This window comes from Cruoricaptor ignavus, from assembly GCF_014961145.1.
GTDB lineage: Bacteria > Bacteroidota > Bacteroidia > Flavobacteriales > Weeksellaceae > Cruoricaptor > Cruoricaptor ignavus.
Genome location: NZ_CP063145.1, coordinates 178,920 through 197,010, shown reverse-complemented (window position 1 = coordinate 197,010; position 18,091 = coordinate 178,920). Strand labels below are relative to the sequence as shown.

Here is an 18,091-nt window from a genome sequence, read left to right as displayed (position 1 = left end):
ACTGCTGATTAAAATCTCACCAAATTAATGCGCTAAAATACGAAAATTGTGGGATTAATTCTAAAAATTTGAAGCTCGGGATTTGAAGTTTGAGATTCAATATTTGTACATTTGAGCCTTAAACTTTAATTTGAAACTTTTACCCTGAATAATGTCCATCATCAGCCTTACCTTCCACAGCATACCATCGATAGAAGCCGAATGGAAAGATTATGTGCAGACAACCCTGATACAACTCGCTGAAAACCTGTACGATGCAGAGCGCTACATACTTTCCGAAGTGGATAGCGCAATGATAAACGAGGGCAGCAATACCAACCTGCTTCTAATGTTTGCCAACGATGAGAAGCGCGAAGATTTTATGCTGAACGAATTTGAAAACATCAGGGAACGCATCGAATCCAAATTTGGCGACCAGGTGCTGATTTTCAAGACTTTCCTGAACGCTATGAAAATGCGGGTTTAGCTGTTTTTCACAAGTATATGTAGATATTCACTCGTAGAAGTCGCCTTAAACATCCTTCGGTTTTCGTTGTCAGACCGAAATCGTGGATAATCCACACTAACGACATCATAATTCCCGTAAGCAGAAAGTGTTTTTTTAATCTGCTCGGCAGGTATCAAGCCTTCGTTGTTGTAACTTAGGAATATGTACTTAAAACGTGCGTTTTTCACCAAATAATCAAGCGCTTGTAACGCTGAAGTCTTTCTGCAAAATTGTGATTTAACATACTCTCTAAGCCCTGTTTTTCCTTTAGGGTTAAAACCATCATATTTGGCGATAGTATTCAGCAAGTGGTAATTTGCTCCGTAGTGCCTTGTGTTATATGGCGGGTCTAAATACAAAATATCCCCCTCAATATGATTTATCAATACGTTGCTGTCTTCATTAAAGACGAAATTATTGTTTTCAGTGGCGATAAATTCAGCTGGCTGAAGGATTAAATCCTTCTGAGCCGATTTCTTAATGTGCTTTAAATACGCCCCGTAAACAGATGCTGTATTTGCTACCTTATCAGCGCTTTCTAAAAGTGATGCTAATAGGAAATAGTATTCCTCTGAACAAATCCTTCCTTCAATCTTCCACTTTTCAATATAAGTTCTCATCGCATCAATTTTACACCCATTGCTCTCGTTAAAATACTGACGCCCTGACATTCCGTTTTCTGAATACTCATTAAAAACAAATCCCCTCAATCCTTCAAGTGAATTTAATTCGTCAATAAGATGTTGAGCGTCAATAGGCTTATGGTTGCCTATATAGTTTTTTAGAAGCACATAGCTATAATACTCTAAATCATTAGCGATAACATGTTTCACCTCGGCTTTAAAGTTCCTTCCTATAATACCTGTCCCAGCGAAGATGTCGCAAAAAACCTTTCCCTTTAAATCCGTTCCAGCAACATCGTAAATAGCCTGCTTTATAAAACGAGAAAGTTTATGTTTAGAACCTATATAATTCATTTATCTTCGGGATAAAGCTTTTTTATTATATCGTCACAAACCTCCTGGCTAATCTTCCTCACCGCGGTTTTTCGGTATTCCACCGGATCATACTGATAGCAGCCAATGCAGCCAAGCTCTACCGTATATTCTTCCGTACCTGCGTAATACGAATAGGGGTTACCTTTAAGGTTTTTTGCATCCCATCTAATATTGGTTTCCTTGCACCTTTTGCAAATCTGACGCTTTGCATCATTTGCGGCTTTGCTAAGTGACTGAAAATCATTGAACTTTTGAGTTGTCATCTCCGAAACTCTCAAATTATCTTTTCTGCCATCTTTATGGTCAACCTCGACCTTTGTATTTATGGAGGTGCCATTTATGCCGAGCATCACACAATTTTGAGTTTTATAAAAATCCCTAATATCTTTCCTGATATTTTGATTGAAAACCTTCGTCTTATTCAGTCCTGCTAAACGAATGGCATCTATGGAATTCCCATTAGTTTTAGATTTATCAAATTCAATATTGTAAATTTTCGCCAATGTAGAGCTTGCACGACACCAACTTCCGCCGTTTCCCAATTTTAGAGCAAAATATTTCCCCGTAAATTCATCTACATAGACCCATCTACTAAAACCTTTTTCATCAGGATTTGCCAACTCTATAAATAAATCCGTTTTCGTCATATTAATTTAAAAACAAAAATATATTCGTGCTTAAAAATATAATAATCACTTTTGATTGCACGATAAGTCCATAAACCATTTTTTCCAAGTTTACCCTTATTACCCTCGATATTTTTTACAATGATGCCTTTCAATTTTGTGTTGAAATGTCTCCTAACAGCATCCATCAAATAAAAAGCTAACGGAACAACCTCGCTGTTTTTATAAACGTCACCACAAATAATCGCAAAATATCTACCTTTTTCAAGAAACTTTAGCGTATTATTGCAACAATGTATAAAAGTTTTGACGAAAGTTTTCAATTCCGTAATATGTGACAAATCATTGAAATGTTCCGTAAATCGAATTATATCCATATAAGGTGGATGGAAGATTACAAATTGTACATTGTTAGCGTTTATCTTATCTAAACCAACTTTTATACTATTTTCTGTTTGAAACGCATCCGTTAAATCGCAATTATGAATAGAGAAATCCTTATATTCAGCATCGGACATTTGCTTTTTTACATAATCGATTACAACGTCATTTATATCGAGTCCTATGAACTTCCTGTTCAACCTTTCACATTCATACAGCGTGGTTCCACTACCTAAAAAAGCATCCAAAACCACATCTTTCTCTTTGGTAAATCTTCTTATTAATTGATTTGGAATTTGCGGAATGAAATTGCCGTGGTACACATTACTATGCTTTCCGTTTTTATCCCTTTCACTAATAATCCATAATGAGTTAACATCAATGTCAATACTCATCCAATCACTTAAATCTAAATCATTAAATTGCATCTCACAAAGTTATTTATAATCCAGACAAAAACCTCATCGTATCTACATTATCGGCATAGGTTTCGAGCGATGGTTGCTGGGCTTCGCCGAATTTTACCATTGGGATTGTTAGCTGGAAATTGGAAACCACGGCCTGAATATCCGCTTCATTTTCTGCAATGAACTCTGCCACTTCCTGCAAATTTTCGTAGCGGGAAAAGTTCAAAACTGAAATCGGGCTGAAAAGGCTCGCCTCTTCACGCAGCATCACGAAATTATTATCCCAAAAATCATCACGGTTCAGTAGGAAAATCGCCTTGTTGTAATCGTAATTATTGGCATATTTATGATGGTAGATGATGTTGCCAAAAGAGATAAAATTCTCGAACAACCTATTGATTTCGAATGACTTAGGAATGAATAGCCGCGTAACATTCCTGCAGCCCATACCAAAATATTGGAAAATATCCCCCGCTAAATTCTGCAAATCGGCATCGGTTTCTTCGCCGGAAAGTATGGCAACGGAAGTGCGGTTTTTGCGGATAATTCTCGGCTTATCCTTGAAATAAAATTCCAGATAGCGTGCCGTATTATTGCTTCCAGTAACAATTACCGCATCAAAATCCTGCAGCTTTTCCACGATTTCGAACTGAACATCATCTTCGGAAAATTCCCGCCAAAGCTTCAGCAGGAAGGGTATCAGAAGCCGGTCTTTCGACGATAATTTTATGAGCGGAAAATTTCCCGAAAGAATGACGCAGATTACATCGTGAAAACCAACCATTGGAATATTTCCGGCAAGAATGAGCCCTACCCTTTTTCCTTGATTACGAAAGTCATAATTTTCAAGCCAATTGTTTAAATTTTCTTCATTCAATAGTTCTGCCCAGGAATTTAGCGCAAATCTTAGATTCTGCTGAGTAAACCACGGATTTTCAATCTCCGAACGCTGGAGAATTCCTGCAAAATTTCTCTGCTGATCGCCGTAAGCTACTTCATCCGTCAATAAAAAATTACCCAAAAAATCGCCGACCTTTGCCAAGGCTGAAACTTTCCCCTGCATTTCCATTGCTTAAAAATTGCCTATTTTTTCGTAATTTTGCGCAAATTTAAAACAATCCTAATCAAATATGGCCATTAAAATCACTGACGAATGCATAAATTGCGGTGCCTGCGAACCGGAATGCCCGAACAACGCCATCTATGAAGGTGCCGTGGATTGGAAGGCTTCGGAAGGCACGAGCCTTCGCGGAACAGTGACGATGCCTTCGGGAAAAACGATAGATGCCGATGCTCCGCAGGAACCGGTGAGCGATGATTTCTACTTCATCGTGACGGATAAGTGCACCGAATGCAAAGGCTTCCACGAGGAACCGCAATGTGCGGCGGTATGCCCTGTGGATTGCTGCGTGCCTGACGAAAATCATATCGAGAGCGAAGACGCACTGCTGCAGAAAAAAGCGTTCCTTCACGCAGAATAATTTACATTGCCCGGCAAATTCGTCGGGCATTTTTATTATCTTTACAAAAAGAAAAACCAAACACTACAATATTATGAAAAAACACAATTTCAGCGCAGGGCCCTGCATCCTGCCGCAAGAAGTTTTCCAAAAATCGGCGGAAGCCATCCTGGATTTCCACGGCATCGGGCTATCCCTGCTGGAAATCTCTCACCGAAGCAAAGATTTCCTACCGGTGATGGAAGAAGCGAGGGCCATCGTGAAACGCCTGATGAAGCTGGGCGATGATTACGAGGTGCTTTACCTTGGTGGCGGTGCAAGTATGCAATTTTGTATGGTGCCCTTCAACCTGATGAAAAAGGATGGCGGAAAGGCGGCCTACCTGGATACGGGAACCTGGGCGAACAACGCGATAAAGGAAGCCAAGAAGTTTGGAACTGTAGATGTGGTGGGCTCTTCCAAGGATGACAATTATAAATTCATCCCGAAAGATTACAAAGTGGGCAGCGAATATGATTACTTCCACTGCACATCCAACAACACGATTTACGGTACGGAAATGCACGAGTTTCCAGAAGTGGATTGCCTGATGGTATGCGATATGTCGTCCGATATTTTCAGTAATGATAGGGATTACACGAAATTTGACCTGATGTATGCCGGTGCGCAAAAAAACATGGGACCTGCCGGCGTAACCGTGGTAGTCGTGAAAAAGGAAATTCTCGGGAAAAGCGGACGGGACATTCCATCAATGCTGGATTATCAGAAGCATATCGACAAAGATTCGATGTACAACACGCCGCCTGTTTTCCCAATCTATACCACCTTGCTTACGCTTCAGCATTTGGAAAACAACGGTGGCATAGAAGCGGCGCAAGAGCGCAACAAGCAGAAAGCGAAACTGCTGTACGATGAAATTGACAATAATGAAAACTTCTTCGGAATGGCGGCGAAGGAAGACCGTTCCTTAATGAATGTGTGCTTTGATTTGACTGACCAATCCAAGAAGGAAGCCTTTGACAAACTCTGGAAGGATGCCGGAATTAACGGGCTGAATGGCCACAGAAGCATCGGTGGATATAGGGCGAGCATTTACAACGCACTTCCTTTGGAAAGCGTTCAGGTTTTGGTGGATGTTATGAAATCTTTAGATTAAAGCCTGAATTTTTGCGAAATCCTAAAAATTGAAACTATGAAAATTTTAGCAAACGACGGTATTTCCAAAGCTGGAAAAAAGGCGCTGGAAGAAGGCGAGCAGGAATTGCTCGAAAATAAAATTCCGCAGGAAGAGCTTGCAGATTTCATCAATCAAAATAATGTGGAAGTGCTGCTGGTACGCAGTGCAACGAAGGTTCGGCAGGATTTGATAGATGCCTGCCCTTCGCTGAAAATCATTGGGCGTGGCGGTGTAGGTATGGACAACATTGATGTGGAATATGCGAGAAGCAAAGGCATCAAGGTGATTAATACGCCTTCCGCTTCCTCACGCTCGGTAGCAGAAATGGTTTTCGCGCACTTCCTTTCTCTCGCAAGATTCCTGCACGAATCGAACCGGATGATGCCTTTGGAAGGCGAATCGAAGTTCAATGATTTGAAGAAATCTTATTCCAAAGCCGTGGAACTTAACGGGAAAACGCTGGGTGTGATTGGTTTCGGCGGCATCGGGAAAGAGGTGGTGAAAATGGCAATAGCCTTCGGAATGCAGGTAAAGGTGCTGACGACCAAAGCAAGAACGGAAAGCATTAGCCTGAAATTTTTCGACGGGCAAAGCGTGGACTTCCAAATTGAAACCACGGATGATATGGAAGAATTCCTGAAAGATTTGGATTTCCTTACGATTAATACGCCGAAAACCGATGGCTATCTTATTGATAATGAACAATTTAAACTGATGAAGGACGGTATCTTCATCGTAAATACGGCAAGAGGCGGCGTGATCAACGAAAAATCTCTCATCGATGCGATTGAGTCCGGAAAGGTAGCCGGTGCAGCGCTGGATGTTTTCGAAGAGGAACCTACGCCTGCGCTCTCGCTGCTGATGAACCCTGCGCTTTCACTTTCGCCGCACCTTGGCGGAAACACGGTGGATGCCCAGGAAAAAATCGGCACAGAGCTCGCCGAGCAAATCATTGAACTTAGCAAAAGTTATAAATAAAAAAATGCCAACTTTCAGACCTTTCCGGGGCATACGCCCAAGCGAAGAATATGTGGGAAATTTTCCATCCCTACCTATTGAATCCCTATCGGATCAGGATTACCTTACACTTTCCGAAGACAAGACTACTTATGTAAATATGGTGAGCCCCGCGGAAAAGGGCAAGGCTGCCGATTTGGATAAAAGTCTAAAAAAAGTACGCACAAATTTTGAGGATCTCATTGAAAATAAGGTACTTATGCAGGATGTTTCTGCGTATTATCTCTATGAGCAGATCCTCCCGAATAAAACGGTGTACCGCGGGCTTCTCGGGCTGATAAGTGTGGAGGATTTTATTAACGGGAAAATAAAAAAACACGAATCTACGCTTACGGAGAGGAAGCAACAGCTGGCTAAATATCTGGACCGAGTAAATATTCAGGCGGAACCTGTATTGCTGACTTACAACTCTAACCCAAAGGTGGAGCTGATAATGAATAATGAGGAGAAAACAGTGCCTGTAATGAACTACACATCTCCCAACGGAATTCGGCACAAACTCTGGAGGATAGACAACCGCCTGAAAATTCAGCAGCTGAAGGAGGCATTAGACCCTATCGAGTCATTTTATATTGCGGATGGGCATCACCGCATGGGTTCCACGGCACTTTTGGCGCAAAGCCGGAACGAAAAGGCAAAAAAAACCTTCGGCTCGGAGCCCCACAACTTTGTCCTGTCTTACATCGTTTCCAAAGACAGCATTAAAATCCACGATTACAACCGACTCATCAAAGACCTCAACGGCCTTACAGAGGAGGAATTTCTGAAGAAGCTGGAAAAATCCTTCCTGATAAATGAAAAGGGCAGCGAACCTTATTTTCCATCAAAAAAATTCCACATCAGCATGTACCTAGGCGGCAAATTTTATAGCCTACATGTAAAGCACGAGCTGCGGCAGGCGGAGATGGAAAATCTGCGTGATTTCGACCACTATCTGCTGGAAAAGTATGTGATTGATGAAATCCTGAACATCGAAGACTTCCGCACAACGGACAGAATTAATTATGTTCGAGGAAATTCTACCCTGGATGGTATTCTACAGCTGAAAGATATGGTGGATTCCGGCGAGTACGAAGTAGGCTTCGGAGTACACCCTATCAGCTATAATGATTTGGTGAAAATCTCGGAAAACTCAATCGAAATGCCGCCGAAATGCACACTGATTGAGCCGAAAGTCATCAGCGCCCTGGTTATGTACGATATGAAGTAACTCTCTGATTTTCAAAAAAGAAACGGCAACTTTCTCAGTTGCCGTTTTTGTTTTGGTGTGATAGCTTTTACTTCGCGCCCATTACCTGAACATCGAAAATCAGCCAGGCATTTGGCGGGATAATTCCGCCTGCACCTCTTTCACCGTAGCCTAAGTTGGACGGGATTAAAAGCGTAGCCTCATCGCCCACATTCAAAAGCAGCAGGCCTTCATCCCAGCCTCTTATTACTCGGCCTGTTCCCACAGGAAACTCAATCGGCTCACCTCTTTTGAAGGAATTATCGAATTCCATTCCGTTCGTCAGCCTGCCTGCATAGTGCACAGAAACCATCTGCCCCTGTTCAACTTTCGGGCCGGTGCCTTTCTTCGTAATTTTATACATCAGCCCGGAAGTTGTGGTTTCCATACCCTGCTTCAGCTCCTCCAGCTGCTTTGCTGCCTCAGCTTCCTGCTTTCTCAAAAATTCACGATTGCTCTCCTGAATTTTTCCCTTGCCTTCGTTAAAAACCTTCGCCGCATCGTAATCCTTATATTGATTTCCTTTGCTGAAAACGGAAACTTTTTCCAGAACCACATCGGTTTTCGGTTTGTCCTGCGGCCCTTTTTCTACGGCTGCAATTTTGTCGATAACTTGCTCGCCTTCTACTACTTTGCCAAAAACCGTGTGCTTCCCATCAAGCCACGGTGTAGGAACCTGCGTGATGAAAAACTGCGAGCCATTGGTATTCGGTCCGGAATTCGCCATAGAAAGAATGCCTTTTCCGGTGTGTTTCAGGTCGTTTTTCTCGTCTTCAAATTTATAACCTGGGTCACCCATTCCAGTTCCCTGGGCATCGCCACCCTGAATCATAAAATCCTGGATGACACGGTGAAAAATGGTGCCGTCGTAAAACGGAACGCCCTTCGGTTTTTTATTATTATCGATTTTTCCTTCGGCAAGCCCGATGAAATTGGCCACGGTAACCGGTGATTTTTCCTCCTCAAATTTCACCAGCATATTGCCCTGGGAAGTTTGCAGATTTGCATAAAGGCCGTCGTTCAGCCCTTCGTAAGTTTGCTTATCAACATTCATTTTTTTATAAATTGGTGTACAACTTGTGAGAATCGCTGCAGCAGCTGCAGAGAGCATTAGTTTCTTAATCATTATCTTCAAATTAAGATTTGCGAAAATAATGATTTTTCTTAAAACAAAATTCTGGAACTTAAAATCCGAACTTTTGCGAAAGCTTCCGTAAAGGTAAAAAGAATCGGAAGGTTAAACTTCCGATTATTATTTATATAAAGTTTCTCAAAATCAATTTTTTCTCTCTACCAAAACTCTCCACCCAAAAGGATCTTCCGCCTGATTTGTCTGAATATCCACCAATGCCTTTTTCAGTTGCAGCGCGTAGCTATCTTCAGCATCAAGCTGAGGCAAGGCCAGCCTTTCATCACCATAGCCAATCGCCTTAAACTGCGTGGTAACCACCGCAGTTCCTACACCCCAGGCTTCTTTCAGGCTACCGTCCTTATGCGCCTTATATACATCTTCCACCTTCAAATCTCCGATGATTACCTCGATTCCCTTATGCTTTGCCAGCTGTATGAAGCTGTCTCTCGTTACACCGTCCAAAATCCGCTCGGAAGTCTTCGGCGTGTAAACCGTGTCGTTTATCCGCACAAAAACATTCATGGTGCCGCATTCTTCAAACAGCGTATGCGTAGCATCATCGGTCCAGATGATCTGGTCGTAGCCTTCTTCCTGAGCCATCATTGTTGGGTAGAACGAGCCGCCGTAATTTCCCGCAGCTTTTGCGTAGCCTACCCCGCCGTTCGCCGCCCGGGAATAGTACTTGGAAACCTTCACAGACACCGGCGCCGTGTAGTAGGCTTTTGCCGGCGTAGTAAGGATTGCGAAGATATATTTCTCTGAAATCCGCGCCTTCAGGGCTTCTTCAGATGCGAAAAGTACAGGTCTCAGATAGAGCGATAGCCCTTCCCCGTGCGGCACCCATTCGCGGTCGAGATCTACAAGGGCCTTCAACCCGCCGATGAACATTTCCTCAGAAATCTGCGGCATCGCGAGGCGCTCCGCAGATTTGTTCAATCTTTCAAAATTCTTGTCGGGACGGAAGAGAAACACCTGCCCATCTGCATCTTTATAGGCTTTCATACCTTCAAATGCTGCCTGGCCGTAGTGCGCCACCATGATGGCTGGCGAAATTTGCAGCGGCCCGTAAGGCATTATTTGCGGCTCGCTCCACTCTCCATTTTCCCAATTGGCTATCAGCATATGGTCGCCAAATACCTCACCAAATGTAATGTTGCCAACATCAAGACTGCCGATGCGGGAATTTTCTGTTTTTGTAATTTTCATAATTTTTCAGCTATAAAATGCTAATTTACGAATAATTCATTTACATTTGAAAAATGGCACTACACAGGGAGATCCGCACCACAGCGGACGGCAGCAGCACGCTGCATATCAATGAATTAAATGAAAACTACCATTCAGGACACGGGGCGCTTCAGGAGGCGAGGCATGTTTTTATCGAAAACGGGCTGAAACTTACGGTTCAGGAGGAAATAAATATTCTTGAGCTGGGCTTTGGTACGGGGCTGAACTTCTTGGTAACGGCCGAAGAATTTTTGCAAAATGAAGGTATCAGGAAGATAAACTATTTTTCTTTGGAAAAATATCCGGTGACTATAGAAGAGGCACAATCGCTGAATTATCATCAATTATTCCAGGGAGATTTTGAGGAAACTTTATATAAAATCCACGCATGCGATTGGGAGGAAACTGTAGTGATTTTACCTGAGATAAATTTAAAAAAATTCCAGTGCGATTTTTTCAACCTTGAAAATCTGGACATTCCTCCTGCAGATTTAGTCTATTTCGATTGTTTCGGGGCGCGGGTTCAGCCAGATCTTTGGGAAACACCCCTGCTGAAAATGGTTCGGGGTAAAATGCGTCCGGGAGGGCTCTTCACCACCTATGCTTCCAAAGGAAGCCTTCGGAGAAACCTCCGATCTTTGGGTTTTGAAGTGCAAAAACGCCCCGGGCCGCCAGGCAAACGCGAAATGTGCACCGCAAGATTATTAGATGAATGATGGCTGAAGATAATTTTCCTATATTGCTCACTGCTTATTCCTACTGCTAACGCTCAACTAATCAAAACAACAATTATGTTCAACATCCGTGTTTATGCTCTCTGCATTAAAAACCACGCCGTGCTCGCGCTTGCAGAGGAGTACGCCGGCACCCGCCTTCTGAAATTCCCCGGCGGAGGACTGGAGTATGGCGAGGGCACGCTGGAGTGCCTAAGGCGCGAGCTGGGCGAAGAGCTGAATCTTACTCCGGAAAATTTCCGGCATTTCTACACGCAGGAGGATTTTGTAAAATCCCGATTCAGGGAGAACGAGCAACTGCTGACGATTTATTATCTCGCAGATATCGATGATACTGATCTGATCCTTCGGGATCCGTGCATTTCCGAAGCGCGCTGGGTCCCGCTGCATTCCACGGGCAACCCTTTCCCGCTGCCGGTGGACAGCCTCGTTTTCGAAAAACTTAAAACTGAATCTTCCGAGGGCAGAATATGAGCCAGAATTTTATTTAATTTTAAAATCCTGATAGCCTTCGTACGGCTGCAGATAGCCAAGCGCCCAGCCCGTCTGTAGCAGAGATTCCAGATACTCGTCCTCGCGGTGTAGGCGCGGACTATAGGGCGTTTTTAAATCAACATCGGCGGCATTTCCCTTCACATTCCACCAGAAGGCGCTCCACCCTCCGCGAAAATCCCTGATGATTTCATACACGGTTTTCCCCGTGGCCCGGTTCATTAATTTGGCAAAAACCCGCCCCTCGGTGGTGGTAAGACCGCGAAGCTGTTTTTCGTATTGCTCGGCAAGCTCGGCCTGTTTCTGCCTTGTGTACTTTCGCCTGTCGGAAGGGTTCATCGAGGCCAGCTCCTCCTCAAGGGCCCTGTACTGTACCAATGCAGTGAGGAATAGCGGGTACACGCGGTTGAGCTTCTTATTAAGGAAATAGTAAAAATTCCTATCCAGCTGGTTATTGAAATGAGGCTTTGCCCGAAGGAAAACTTCATCCAGCACCACTACTGCCTCCCCTTCTATCTCATAAATTTTTGCCCGCTGGGCGGCATCATAATAATATTTTTGGCCAAATTCATCTGTCTTTATCTGGTCCTTCGGATATTGGCTAAGCGGCGTAACCGTTATGCTGTCCACAGTTTGCGAATTCGCAAAACCCCCTGAGACTAGGAAAATCTGCATCAGCAAAATGCCCTTCAATTTTGGGAAAAAACTCATCATTTCAAATATCTCGGGTTTCAAATTCTATACCGCTTTCTTCCCGGGCGCTGCTGTACAATATGCTGAAAATGATTTTTGTAATTTTGACGGTATGAAAAAAAGTTCTGCCGGCTTCATTTTTAAAAACTATGAGCCGAAATCCCAGACTCCTTTTGAAAAGCTTTTCGATATCTTTCAGGAACTCATCACCTATACCTCGGGCGATTTTGATGAGGCGATAGACTGGCTGCGGCAGCTGGACGAGGAATATGAGCTGACCACGCCGGAATACACAATAGATGATTTCATAAACGATCTGCTGCAAAAGGGATACATCCAGCAGCGTACAAAGCCCGGCAAGGATGGCGACGGCGGAGATTATAACCTGACCTCCAAAACCGAGCAGCTGCTGCGGCAGCGCGCACTCAACCAGATTTTTGGCGATTTAAAGAAAAGCAGTGCCGGCAACCACAAAACCAGAAAAAGCGGCACCGGCGATGAGACCAGCGGCGAGCTCCGCGAATTTCAGTTCGGAGATAGCCCGGAGCACATCGCGATGACGGAAAGCCTAAGGAATGCGCAAATCAACCACGGCATCGGGGATTTCTACCTCGAAGAAAGCGATCTGGTGGTGAAGGACACGCAGCTGAAAACGCAGATGAGCACCGTGCTGATGATCGACATAAGCCACAGCATGATCCTCTATGGCGAAGACCGCATTACGCCGGCAAAAAAAGTGGCAATGGCGCTCTCCGAACTGATAATGACGCGATACCCTAAGGACAGCCTCGATGTAATCGTTTTCGGAGATGATGCCTGGCCGATAAGCATCCAGGAGATCCCTTACCTCCAGGTGGGGCCCTTCCACACCAACACGGTGGCGGGGGTGCAGCTGGCGATGGACATCCTCCGGAGGAAAAAAAATTCCAACAAGCAGATTTTTATGATCACAGACGGCAAGCCTACCTGCATACGCCTGCCGGACGGGCACTACTACCGCAACCACTTCGGGCTGGATGACTTCATCACCGGGCAGTGCTACACCATCGCGGCGCAGGCGAGGAAGCTCGGCATTTCCATCACCACCTTTATGATCACGCAAGATCCTGAGCTGGAGCAGTTTATAGAAAAATTTACAGAATCTAATCAAGGAAAGGCGATATACAGCAGCCTGGGGAATTTGGGGGAAATGATTTTCCAGGATTATGAGCAAAACCGCGGCAGGAAATCGAGATAATTAACAGAAACAATACCTAAAATGAGCATTACCAATATAAAAACTTTCGGCGATCTGAAAGCTTCGGGCTACAGGCCGAAAGGCATTAAAGACGAACTTCGTGAAAATTTAATACAAAAAATTAAGAAAAATGAAAATGCCTTCCCCGGCGTATACGGGTACGAGGACACCGTAATCCCGGAACTGGAGCGGGCGATACTCTCCCGGCATAACATTAATCTCCTGGGGCTTCGCGGGCAGGCAAAAACCAGGATGGCACGCCAGATGGTGAACCTCCTCGATGAGTACATCCCGGTGGTGGACGGCTCCGAAATAAATGATGATCCGTACAGCCCGATTTCGCGCTTCGCAAAGGAGCTGATGGAGGAAATGGGCGACGGCACGCCGATCCGCTGGATGCACCGCAGCGAGAGATTTTCAGAAAAACTTGCCACGCCGGATACCACGGTGGCCGACCTCATCGGCGATGTGGACCCGATAAAGGCAGCCAACCTGAAACTCAGCTATGCCGACGACCGCGTGCTACACTACGGCATGATCCCCCGCGCCAACCGATGCATTTTCGTGATAAACGAGCTGCCGGATCTGCAGGCAAAAATCCAGGTATCTCTCTTCAATATTCTGCAGGAAGGCGATGTACAGATACGGGGCTTCAAGCTGAGGATGCCGCTGGATATTCAATTCGTTTTTACCGCAAACCCGGAAGATTATACCAACAGGGGGAGCATCGTGACGCCACTGAAAGACCGGATCGGCTCGCAGATCCTCACGCACTACCCTGCCGACTTGGAGACTGCGAAAAAAATCACAGCGCAGGAAGCAAAATTCGAGCCCGAGCTTTCTGAAAAAATCACCGTGCCGGAACTTGCGAAAGATGTCTTGGAGCAAATCAGCTTCGAGGCAAGGAATAATGAATATATCGACGAGAAATCCGGCGTGAGTGCCAGGATGAGCATTACCGCCTATCAAAACCTGATGAGTACGGCAGAGCGCCGCCTCCTGAAAAGCAATGAAAACCAGACCACCATAAGATTATCCGATTTTCTCGGAGTGGTGCCGGCAATCACCGGAAAGGTAGAGCTGGTATACGAGGGCGAGCTGGAGGGTGCGGCATTTGTAGCGGAAAATCTGATAGAGAACGCAGTGAAGACCTTGTTCGATGAGCGTTTCCCAAAAATTGAAAAACTTCAGAAAAAAACCAGCACAACGCCGTATGATCCACTGATCGCGTGGTTCGCTGACGGTAATGAGCTGGAACTTTCCAATGAACTTACAGACGACCAATATCGCCAGGAACTCGACCGGGCGAAACCGCTGTGGAAATTAATCAGCGACTACCAGCCGGGCCTACCTGCAGAGGAAAGATATTTCCTTGCGGAGATGATCCTCTGGGCACTTGGCTCATATCAGAAAATCAGCAGAAACAAAATGGAACGCAGCATAAGTTTTTCTGACGAAATGACCAATTTTTTGCGCAACCTTTAATTTTAAAATCAAAAAATGTTCAAAGAGCAATCTTTAAATTTTCTCGAAAAATACCTTAATACCCCATCCCCTACGGGCTACGAGCGCGCCGGGCAGCAGCTCTGGATAGATTATATTTCGGAGTTTGTGGATGAAGTGCGTACAGATTTCTACGGCACAGCCTACGGAATCATCAATCCCGAAGCAGAATTCAAAGTGGTAATAGAAGCCCACGCCGACGAAATTTCCTGGTATGTGAATTATATAACAGACGACGGATTAATTTATGTAATCCGCAACGGCGGCTCAGATGAGGCAATTGCACCTTCAAAAACGGTTCTTATCCACGGAGAAAAGGGCGTAGTAAAAGGCGTTTTCGGCTGGCCCGCCATTCATACAAGAATCGGTAAGGATGAAGATATAAAACCTAAAATTGAAAATATCTTCATAGACTGCGGCGCTACTTCCAAAGCCGAAGCGGAAGAGCTCGGGATATCTGTAGGCTGCATCATTACTTATCCTGACGAGTTTTTTGAATTGAATGACCGCTATTTCGTCTGCCGCGCTCTGGACAACCGTATCGGCGGGTTTATGATTGCAGAGGTCGCCAGGCTAATTAAGGAAAATGCAAATAAATTGCCTTTTGGTTTGTATATCACAAATTCTGTGCAAGAAGAAGTTGGGCTATATGGCGCACAGATGATTGCGGAGCGCATTAAACCGAATCTCGCCATTGTCACCGATGTGACGCACGACACCACTACACCAATGATGGAGAAAAAGAAGGAGGGCGACCAGAAATGCGGCGGCGGGCCGGTGGTATATTTTGCGCCTGCCGTTCATCACAACTTGCGGGAGCTCATCATCGACACTGCAAAATCTAAAGAAATTCCCTTCCAGCGGGCGGCCTCTAGCCGGGCTACCGGCACGGACACGGATGCATTTGCACACGCCAACGGCGGCATACCGAGCGCGCTGATCTCCCTGCCGCTGCGCTATATGCACACCACGGTGGAGATGGTGGCAAAAGAAGATGTTGCTAATGTGATCCGCCTGATTTACGAAACTCTGATGCGTATAACACCGGATTTTAACCTGAAATACCACGACCGATGAAAAGGAAAATCTTAGCACCCTCGCTGCTGTCGGCGGATTTCGGCAACCTGCAGCGGGACATCGAAATGCTGAACCGTTCTGCCGCTGAGTGGATTCACATTGATGTAATGGACGGCAGATTCGTCCCGAACATTTCCTTCGGCTTCCCAGTGATGAAGGCGGTAAAGCAGCACTCGGAGAAATTTGTAGATGTGCATCTGATGATAGTGGAACCGGAAAAGTATGCTTCGCAATTCGTGCAGGCTGGCGCGGATCTTGTCTCCGTACAGGTGGAGGCCTGCACACATCTGCACCGTACCGTAAAGCAGATTCAGGAGGCAGGCGCGAAGGCGGGCGTGGTGCTGAACCCCGCTACGCCGGTGATGATGCTGGAGGATATAATTGCCGAGGTAGATTTGGTTTTGCTTATGAGTGTAAATCCGGGATTCGGCGGGCAGAAATTTATTGAAAATACTTACAGGAAACTGGTAGAGACAAAAAATCTTATCGAAAAAAACAATTCATCCGCGCTGATTGAAGTAGATGGCGGAGTAAATTTGGAGAACGCTTCAAAACTTTTCGAAGCTGGTGCCGATGTTCTGGTAGCGGGTAATGCAGTATTTTCCACAGAAAATCCGGAAAACACGATCCGCGAACTATTAGGCTGAATACTAGGAATTATAAAAGCCGGGCTGAGTTCCCGGCTTTATGTTTACAATACTTAGTCTAAAAAATTTCACGGCCTGCAAAATGAAATGCTGACTCGATCTTAGCATTCTCATCAGAGTCGGAGCCGTGCACAGCATTTTCGCCAACATTTTTAGCGTACAGCTTGCGGATTGTTCCCTCCTCCGCTTCTGCGGGGTTGGTAGCGCCAATAAGTTTGCGGAAATCTTCCACAGCATTTTCCTTTTCCAATACTGCCGCCACGATAGGGCCTGAGGACATAAATTCCACCAACTCGCCGTAGAACGGCCTTTCAGAGTGGACTTCGTAGAACTTCTTTGCATCCTCTTCTGTAAGGCGCGTGAGTTTCATCGCTTTAAATTTAAACCCAGCCTCGGCAATTTTGCCAAGAATCGCTCCGATATGCCCGCCGGCTACGGCATCGGGCTTGATCATCGTAAAGGTGATATTTCCTGCCATTTTATAAAATTTCTGGCAAATTTACGAAAAAAGCATTTTTAGGTTTCCATACCGAAATAAAATCATTGGCATAAAAATTGATAATCACAAAATGATTCTCATGTTTTAATTTGAGTTTTCATGGTTATTAGTTTTTACCTCTGCCAGTAATGGCGGAGGTTTTTATTTAATCTGGGCTTCCTGAGCTTCAGCCAAGAGTTTAAGATAATCAGCAAAACGGAATTCCGCAATTTCCCCAGCTTCCACCTTTGCTGCCACGGCACAATGAGGCTCGGAAATATGCATACAATTGTAATATTTGCATCCCTCCGCTGCCGACAGTATTTCAGGAAAATAATGCTGGACTTCATCCGGCTCCACTTCGGTCAGTGCGAATTCTCGCACGCCAGGCGTATCTATCACCGCGCCGCCGAAATCCCAGAAGTGCATCTGGGCAAAGGTGGTAGTGTGCCTGCCCTTCAGGTGGGCTGCGGAAACCTCTCCGGTTTTCAGGTTGAGCCCGGGCTGAAGGCTGTTTACAAGGGTGGATTTTCCGCTGCCGGAGTGCCCGAAAAATACCGAAGTTTTATCCTGTATCTTGGCTTTTATTGATTCAAGATTTAAATTTGAAACTGAGGACAAGCTAATTGCCTCATACCCAATATTTTGATAAACCTCCATCAGGCTTTCCGCGAGAGGGATGTCCTGCTCATCCAGCAGATCCCATTTATTGAAAAGTATAAGGGGGGGGATGCTGTATGCCTCGCAGCAAACCAAAAACCGGTCGAGAAAGCCTGTGGATGTTTCCGGATTTTTCAGGGTAAAAAGAAAGCAGGCTATATCCAGGTTGGCAGCGATAATGTGGAACTCCTTCGAGAGATTTACAGATTTCCGGATGAGATAGTTTTCCCGCGGCTCGATTTTGGTGATCCACGCCACACCGTCTTCCCCAATCTGAAATTCCACACGGTCTCCCACGGCAAGCGGGTTGGTGAGGCGAATTTTCTGAAGTTTAAATTTCCCCCGAATCCTCGCTTCGAAAAATTCCCGGGAAGACTCTTCCATCACCTGGTACCAGCTGCCGGTAGATTTTGTGACTAAGCCCTTCAAA

Annotated in this window: 20 protein-coding genes; 11 read left to right on the top strand and 9 right to left on the bottom strand. The window is 45.1% G+C overall.

All coding sequences use genetic code 11. From position 1 onward, the window contains the following. The first annotated feature begins 151 nt into the window (after positions 1-151). Positions 152-466: a DUF4286 family protein gene (locus tag IMZ16_RS00930; RefSeq protein ID WP_193440116.1), complete on the top strand. Its 315-nt coding sequence runs from the start codon at positions 152-154 to the stop codon at positions 464-466. Here IMZ16_RS00930 and IMZ16_RS00925 read toward each other — a convergent pair. The 4 genes from IMZ16_RS00925 to IMZ16_RS00910 are packed head-to-tail and all read right to left on the bottom strand — an operon-like array spanning position 463 to position 3,968. Further along, positions 463-1,464, bottom strand: coding sequence for a DNA adenine methylase (locus IMZ16_RS00925; RefSeq protein ID WP_193440115.1), 1,002 nt, complete (start codon positions 1,462-1,464; stop codon positions 463-465). The two genes, IMZ16_RS00930 and IMZ16_RS00925, sit on opposite strands and share 4 nt — an antisense overlap. Further along, the gene (locus IMZ16_RS00920) at positions 1,461-2,132 is read right to left on the bottom strand and encodes a restriction endonuclease (RefSeq protein WP_227411531.1); all 672 of its coding nucleotides are present in this window, start codon (positions 2,130-2,132) and stop codon (positions 1,461-1,463) included. Before IMZ16_RS00920 ends, IMZ16_RS00925 begins: the two co-directional genes overlap by 4 nt. Beyond that, positions 2,129-2,920 (bottom strand): TRM11 family SAM-dependent methyltransferase, encoded by a 792-nt coding sequence (locus IMZ16_RS00915; RefSeq protein ID WP_193440114.1) that lies wholly within the window; start codon positions 2,918-2,920, stop codon positions 2,129-2,131. The genes IMZ16_RS00920 and IMZ16_RS00915 overlap by 4 nt, the downstream gene beginning before the upstream one ends. Positions 2,921-2,933: 13 nt before the next feature. Then, positions 2,934-3,968, bottom strand: coding sequence for an acyl-CoA reductase (locus tag IMZ16_RS00910; RefSeq protein ID WP_193440113.1), 1,035 nt, complete (start codon positions 3,966-3,968; stop codon positions 2,934-2,936). A 61-nt stretch (positions 3,969-4,029) separates the two neighbouring features. Between IMZ16_RS00910 and IMZ16_RS00905 the strand changes: the two genes are divergently transcribed. The 4 genes from IMZ16_RS00905 to IMZ16_RS00890 all read left to right on the top strand — a co-directional run bounded on the left by IMZ16_RS00905 (position 4,030) and on the right by IMZ16_RS00890 (position 7,763). Further along, a complete protein-coding gene (locus IMZ16_RS00905; RefSeq protein ID WP_193440112.1) occupies positions 4,030-4,380 on the top strand; it encodes a 4Fe-4S binding protein in 351 nt (116 codons plus the stop codon). A gap of 73 nt (positions 4,381-4,453) precedes the next feature. Next, positions 4,454-5,515 (top strand): 3-phosphoserine/phosphohydroxythreonine transaminase, encoded by a 1,062-nt coding sequence (gene serC, locus IMZ16_RS00900; RefSeq protein WP_193440111.1) that lies wholly within the window; start codon positions 4,454-4,456, stop codon positions 5,513-5,515. A 36-nt stretch (positions 5,516-5,551) separates the two neighbouring features. Next, positions 5,552-6,514: a D-2-hydroxyacid dehydrogenase gene (locus IMZ16_RS00895; RefSeq protein ID WP_193440110.1), complete on the top strand. Its 963-nt coding sequence runs from the start codon at positions 5,552-5,554 to the stop codon at positions 6,512-6,514. A 4-nt stretch (positions 6,515-6,518) separates the two neighbouring features. Beyond that, positions 6,519-7,763: a DUF1015 domain-containing protein gene (locus IMZ16_RS00890; protein ID WP_193440109.1), complete on the top strand. Its 1,245-nt coding sequence runs from the start codon at positions 6,519-6,521 to the stop codon at positions 7,761-7,763. Positions 7,764-7,830: 67 nt separating this feature from the next. Here IMZ16_RS00890 and IMZ16_RS00885 read toward each other — a convergent pair whose 3' ends face one another. Together IMZ16_RS00885 and IMZ16_RS00880 are read right to left on the bottom strand one after the other, a co-directional pair. Continuing rightward, positions 7,831-8,892: a peptidylprolyl isomerase gene (locus tag IMZ16_RS00885; RefSeq protein WP_392438068.1), complete on the bottom strand. Its 1,062-nt coding sequence runs from the start codon at positions 8,890-8,892 to the stop codon at positions 7,831-7,833. 165 nt (positions 8,893-9,057) lie between these two features. Continuing rightward, the gene (locus IMZ16_RS00880) at positions 9,058-10,119 is read right to left on the bottom strand and encodes a branched-chain amino acid aminotransferase (RefSeq protein WP_193440108.1); all 1,062 of its coding nucleotides are present in this window, start codon (positions 10,117-10,119) and stop codon (positions 9,058-9,060) included. 53 nt (positions 10,120-10,172) lie between these two features. Here IMZ16_RS00880 and mnmD point away from each other — a divergent pair, with 53 nt between their 5' ends. Both mnmD and IMZ16_RS00870 read left to right on the top strand, forming a co-directional pair. Continuing rightward, a complete protein-coding gene (gene mnmD / locus IMZ16_RS00875) occupies positions 10,173-10,856 on the top strand; it encodes a tRNA (5-methylaminomethyl-2-thiouridine)(34)-methyltransferase MnmD (RefSeq protein WP_193440107.1) in 684 nt (227 codons plus the stop codon). 75 nt (positions 10,857-10,931) lie between these two features. Continuing rightward, on the top strand, positions 10,932-11,348 hold the full coding sequence (locus tag IMZ16_RS00870) for an NUDIX domain-containing protein (protein WP_193440106.1): 417 nt from the start codon (positions 10,932-10,934) through the stop codon (positions 11,346-11,348). 9 nt (positions 11,349-11,357) lie between these two features. On the opposite strand, the gene IMZ16_RS00865 is transcribed toward IMZ16_RS00870, so the two are convergent. Next, on the bottom strand, positions 11,358-12,080 hold the full coding sequence (locus tag IMZ16_RS00865) for a DUF4294 domain-containing protein (protein ID WP_227411530.1): 723 nt from the start codon (positions 12,078-12,080) through the stop codon (positions 11,358-11,360). A gap of 91 nt (positions 12,081-12,171) precedes the next feature. Here IMZ16_RS00865 and IMZ16_RS00860 point away from each other — a divergent pair, with 91 nt between their 5' ends. Genes IMZ16_RS00860 through rpe form a run of 4 tightly spaced genes read left to right on the top strand, consistent with a single transcriptional unit; the run spans position 12,172 to position 16,523 of the window. After that, entirely contained in the window at positions 12,172-13,296 is a 1,125-nt protein-coding gene (locus IMZ16_RS00860) for a vWA domain-containing protein (protein WP_193440105.1), read from the top strand. Positions 13,297-13,317: 21 nt separating this feature from the next. Continuing rightward, positions 13,318-14,781 carry an AAA family ATPase gene (locus IMZ16_RS00855; RefSeq protein ID WP_193440104.1) on the top strand — a complete coding sequence of 488 codons (1,464 nt, stop codon included), beginning with the start codon at positions 13,318-13,320 and terminating at the stop codon, positions 14,779-14,781. Positions 14,782-14,796: 15 nt separating this feature from the next. Beyond that, positions 14,797-15,876 carry a M28 family peptidase gene (locus tag IMZ16_RS00850; RefSeq protein WP_193440103.1) on the top strand — a complete coding sequence of 360 codons (1,080 nt, stop codon included), beginning with the start codon at positions 14,797-14,799 and terminating at the stop codon, positions 15,874-15,876. Next, positions 15,873-16,523, top strand: a complete 651-nt coding sequence (gene rpe, locus IMZ16_RS00845; protein ID WP_193440102.1) for a ribulose-phosphate 3-epimerase — start codon at positions 15,873-15,875, stop codon at positions 16,521-16,523. The genes IMZ16_RS00850 and rpe overlap by 4 nt, the downstream gene beginning before the upstream one ends. Positions 16,524-16,581: 58 nt before the next feature. On the opposite strand, the gene IMZ16_RS00840 is transcribed toward rpe, so the two are convergent. Together IMZ16_RS00840 and rsgA are read right to left on the bottom strand one after the other, a co-directional pair. Next, positions 16,582-17,001, bottom strand: coding sequence for a nucleoside-diphosphate kinase (locus IMZ16_RS00840; protein ID WP_073178322.1), 420 nt, complete (start codon positions 16,999-17,001; stop codon positions 16,582-16,584). Positions 17,002-17,163: 162 nt separating this feature from the next. After that, positions 17,164-18,090 (bottom strand): ribosome small subunit-dependent GTPase A, encoded by a 927-nt coding sequence (gene rsgA, locus IMZ16_RS00835; protein ID WP_193440101.1) that lies wholly within the window; start codon positions 18,088-18,090, stop codon positions 17,164-17,166. Position 18,091: the final 1 nt, after the last annotated feature.

Bases quoted from the DNA above. Each gene is read 5' to 3' on its own strand.
- IMZ16_RS00930 (WP_193440116.1), top strand. From the start codon at position 152: ATGTCCATCATCAGCCTTACCTTCCACAGCATACCATCGATAGAAGCC.
- IMZ16_RS00925 (WP_193440115.1), bottom strand. From the start codon at position 1,464: ATGAATTATATAGGTTCTAAACATAAACTTTCTCGTTTTATAAAGCAG.
- IMZ16_RS00920 (WP_227411531.1), bottom strand. From the start codon at position 2,132: ATGACGAAAACGGATTTATTTATAGAGTTGGCAAATCCTGATGAAAAA.
- IMZ16_RS00915 (WP_193440114.1), bottom strand. From the start codon at position 2,920: ATGCAATTTAATGATTTAGATTTAAGTGATTGGATGAGTATTGACATT.
- IMZ16_RS00910 (WP_193440113.1), bottom strand. From the start codon at position 3,968: ATGGAAATGCAGGGGAAAGTTTCAGCCTTGGCAAAGGTCGGCGATTTT.
- IMZ16_RS00905 (WP_193440112.1), top strand. From the start codon at position 4,030: ATGGCCATTAAAATCACTGACGAATGCATAAATTGCGGTGCCTGCGAA.
- serC (WP_193440111.1), top strand. From the start codon at position 4,454: ATGAAAAAACACAATTTCAGCGCAGGGCCCTGCATCCTGCCGCAAGAA.
- IMZ16_RS00895 (WP_193440110.1), top strand. From the start codon at position 5,552: ATGAAAATTTTAGCAAACGACGGTATTTCCAAAGCTGGAAAAAAGGCG.
- IMZ16_RS00890 (WP_193440109.1), top strand. From the start codon at position 6,519: ATGCCAACTTTCAGACCTTTCCGGGGCATACGCCCAAGCGAAGAATAT.
- IMZ16_RS00885 (WP_392438068.1), bottom strand. From the start codon at position 8,892: ATGCTCTCTGCAGCTGCTGCAGCGATTCTCACAAGTTGTACACCAATT.
- IMZ16_RS00880 (WP_193440108.1), bottom strand. From the start codon at position 10,119: ATGAAAATTACAAAAACAGAAAATTCCCGCATCGGCAGTCTTGATGTT.
- mnmD (WP_193440107.1), top strand. From the start codon at position 10,173: ATGGCACTACACAGGGAGATCCGCACCACAGCGGACGGCAGCAGCACG.
- IMZ16_RS00870 (WP_193440106.1), top strand. From the start codon at position 10,932: ATGTTCAACATCCGTGTTTATGCTCTCTGCATTAAAAACCACGCCGTG.
- IMZ16_RS00865 (WP_227411530.1), bottom strand. From the start codon at position 12,080: ATGATGAGTTTTTTCCCAAAATTGAAGGGCATTTTGCTGATGCAGATT.
- IMZ16_RS00860 (WP_193440105.1), top strand. From the start codon at position 12,172: ATGAAAAAAAGTTCTGCCGGCTTCATTTTTAAAAACTATGAGCCGAAA.
- IMZ16_RS00855 (WP_193440104.1), top strand. From the start codon at position 13,318: ATGAGCATTACCAATATAAAAACTTTCGGCGATCTGAAAGCTTCGGGC.
- IMZ16_RS00850 (WP_193440103.1), top strand. From the start codon at position 14,797: ATGTTCAAAGAGCAATCTTTAAATTTTCTCGAAAAATACCTTAATACC.
- rpe (WP_193440102.1), top strand. From the start codon at position 15,873: ATGAAAAGGAAAATCTTAGCACCCTCGCTGCTGTCGGCGGATTTCGGC.
- IMZ16_RS00840 (WP_073178322.1), bottom strand. From the start codon at position 17,001: ATGGCAGGAAATATCACCTTTACGATGATCAAGCCCGATGCCGTAGCC.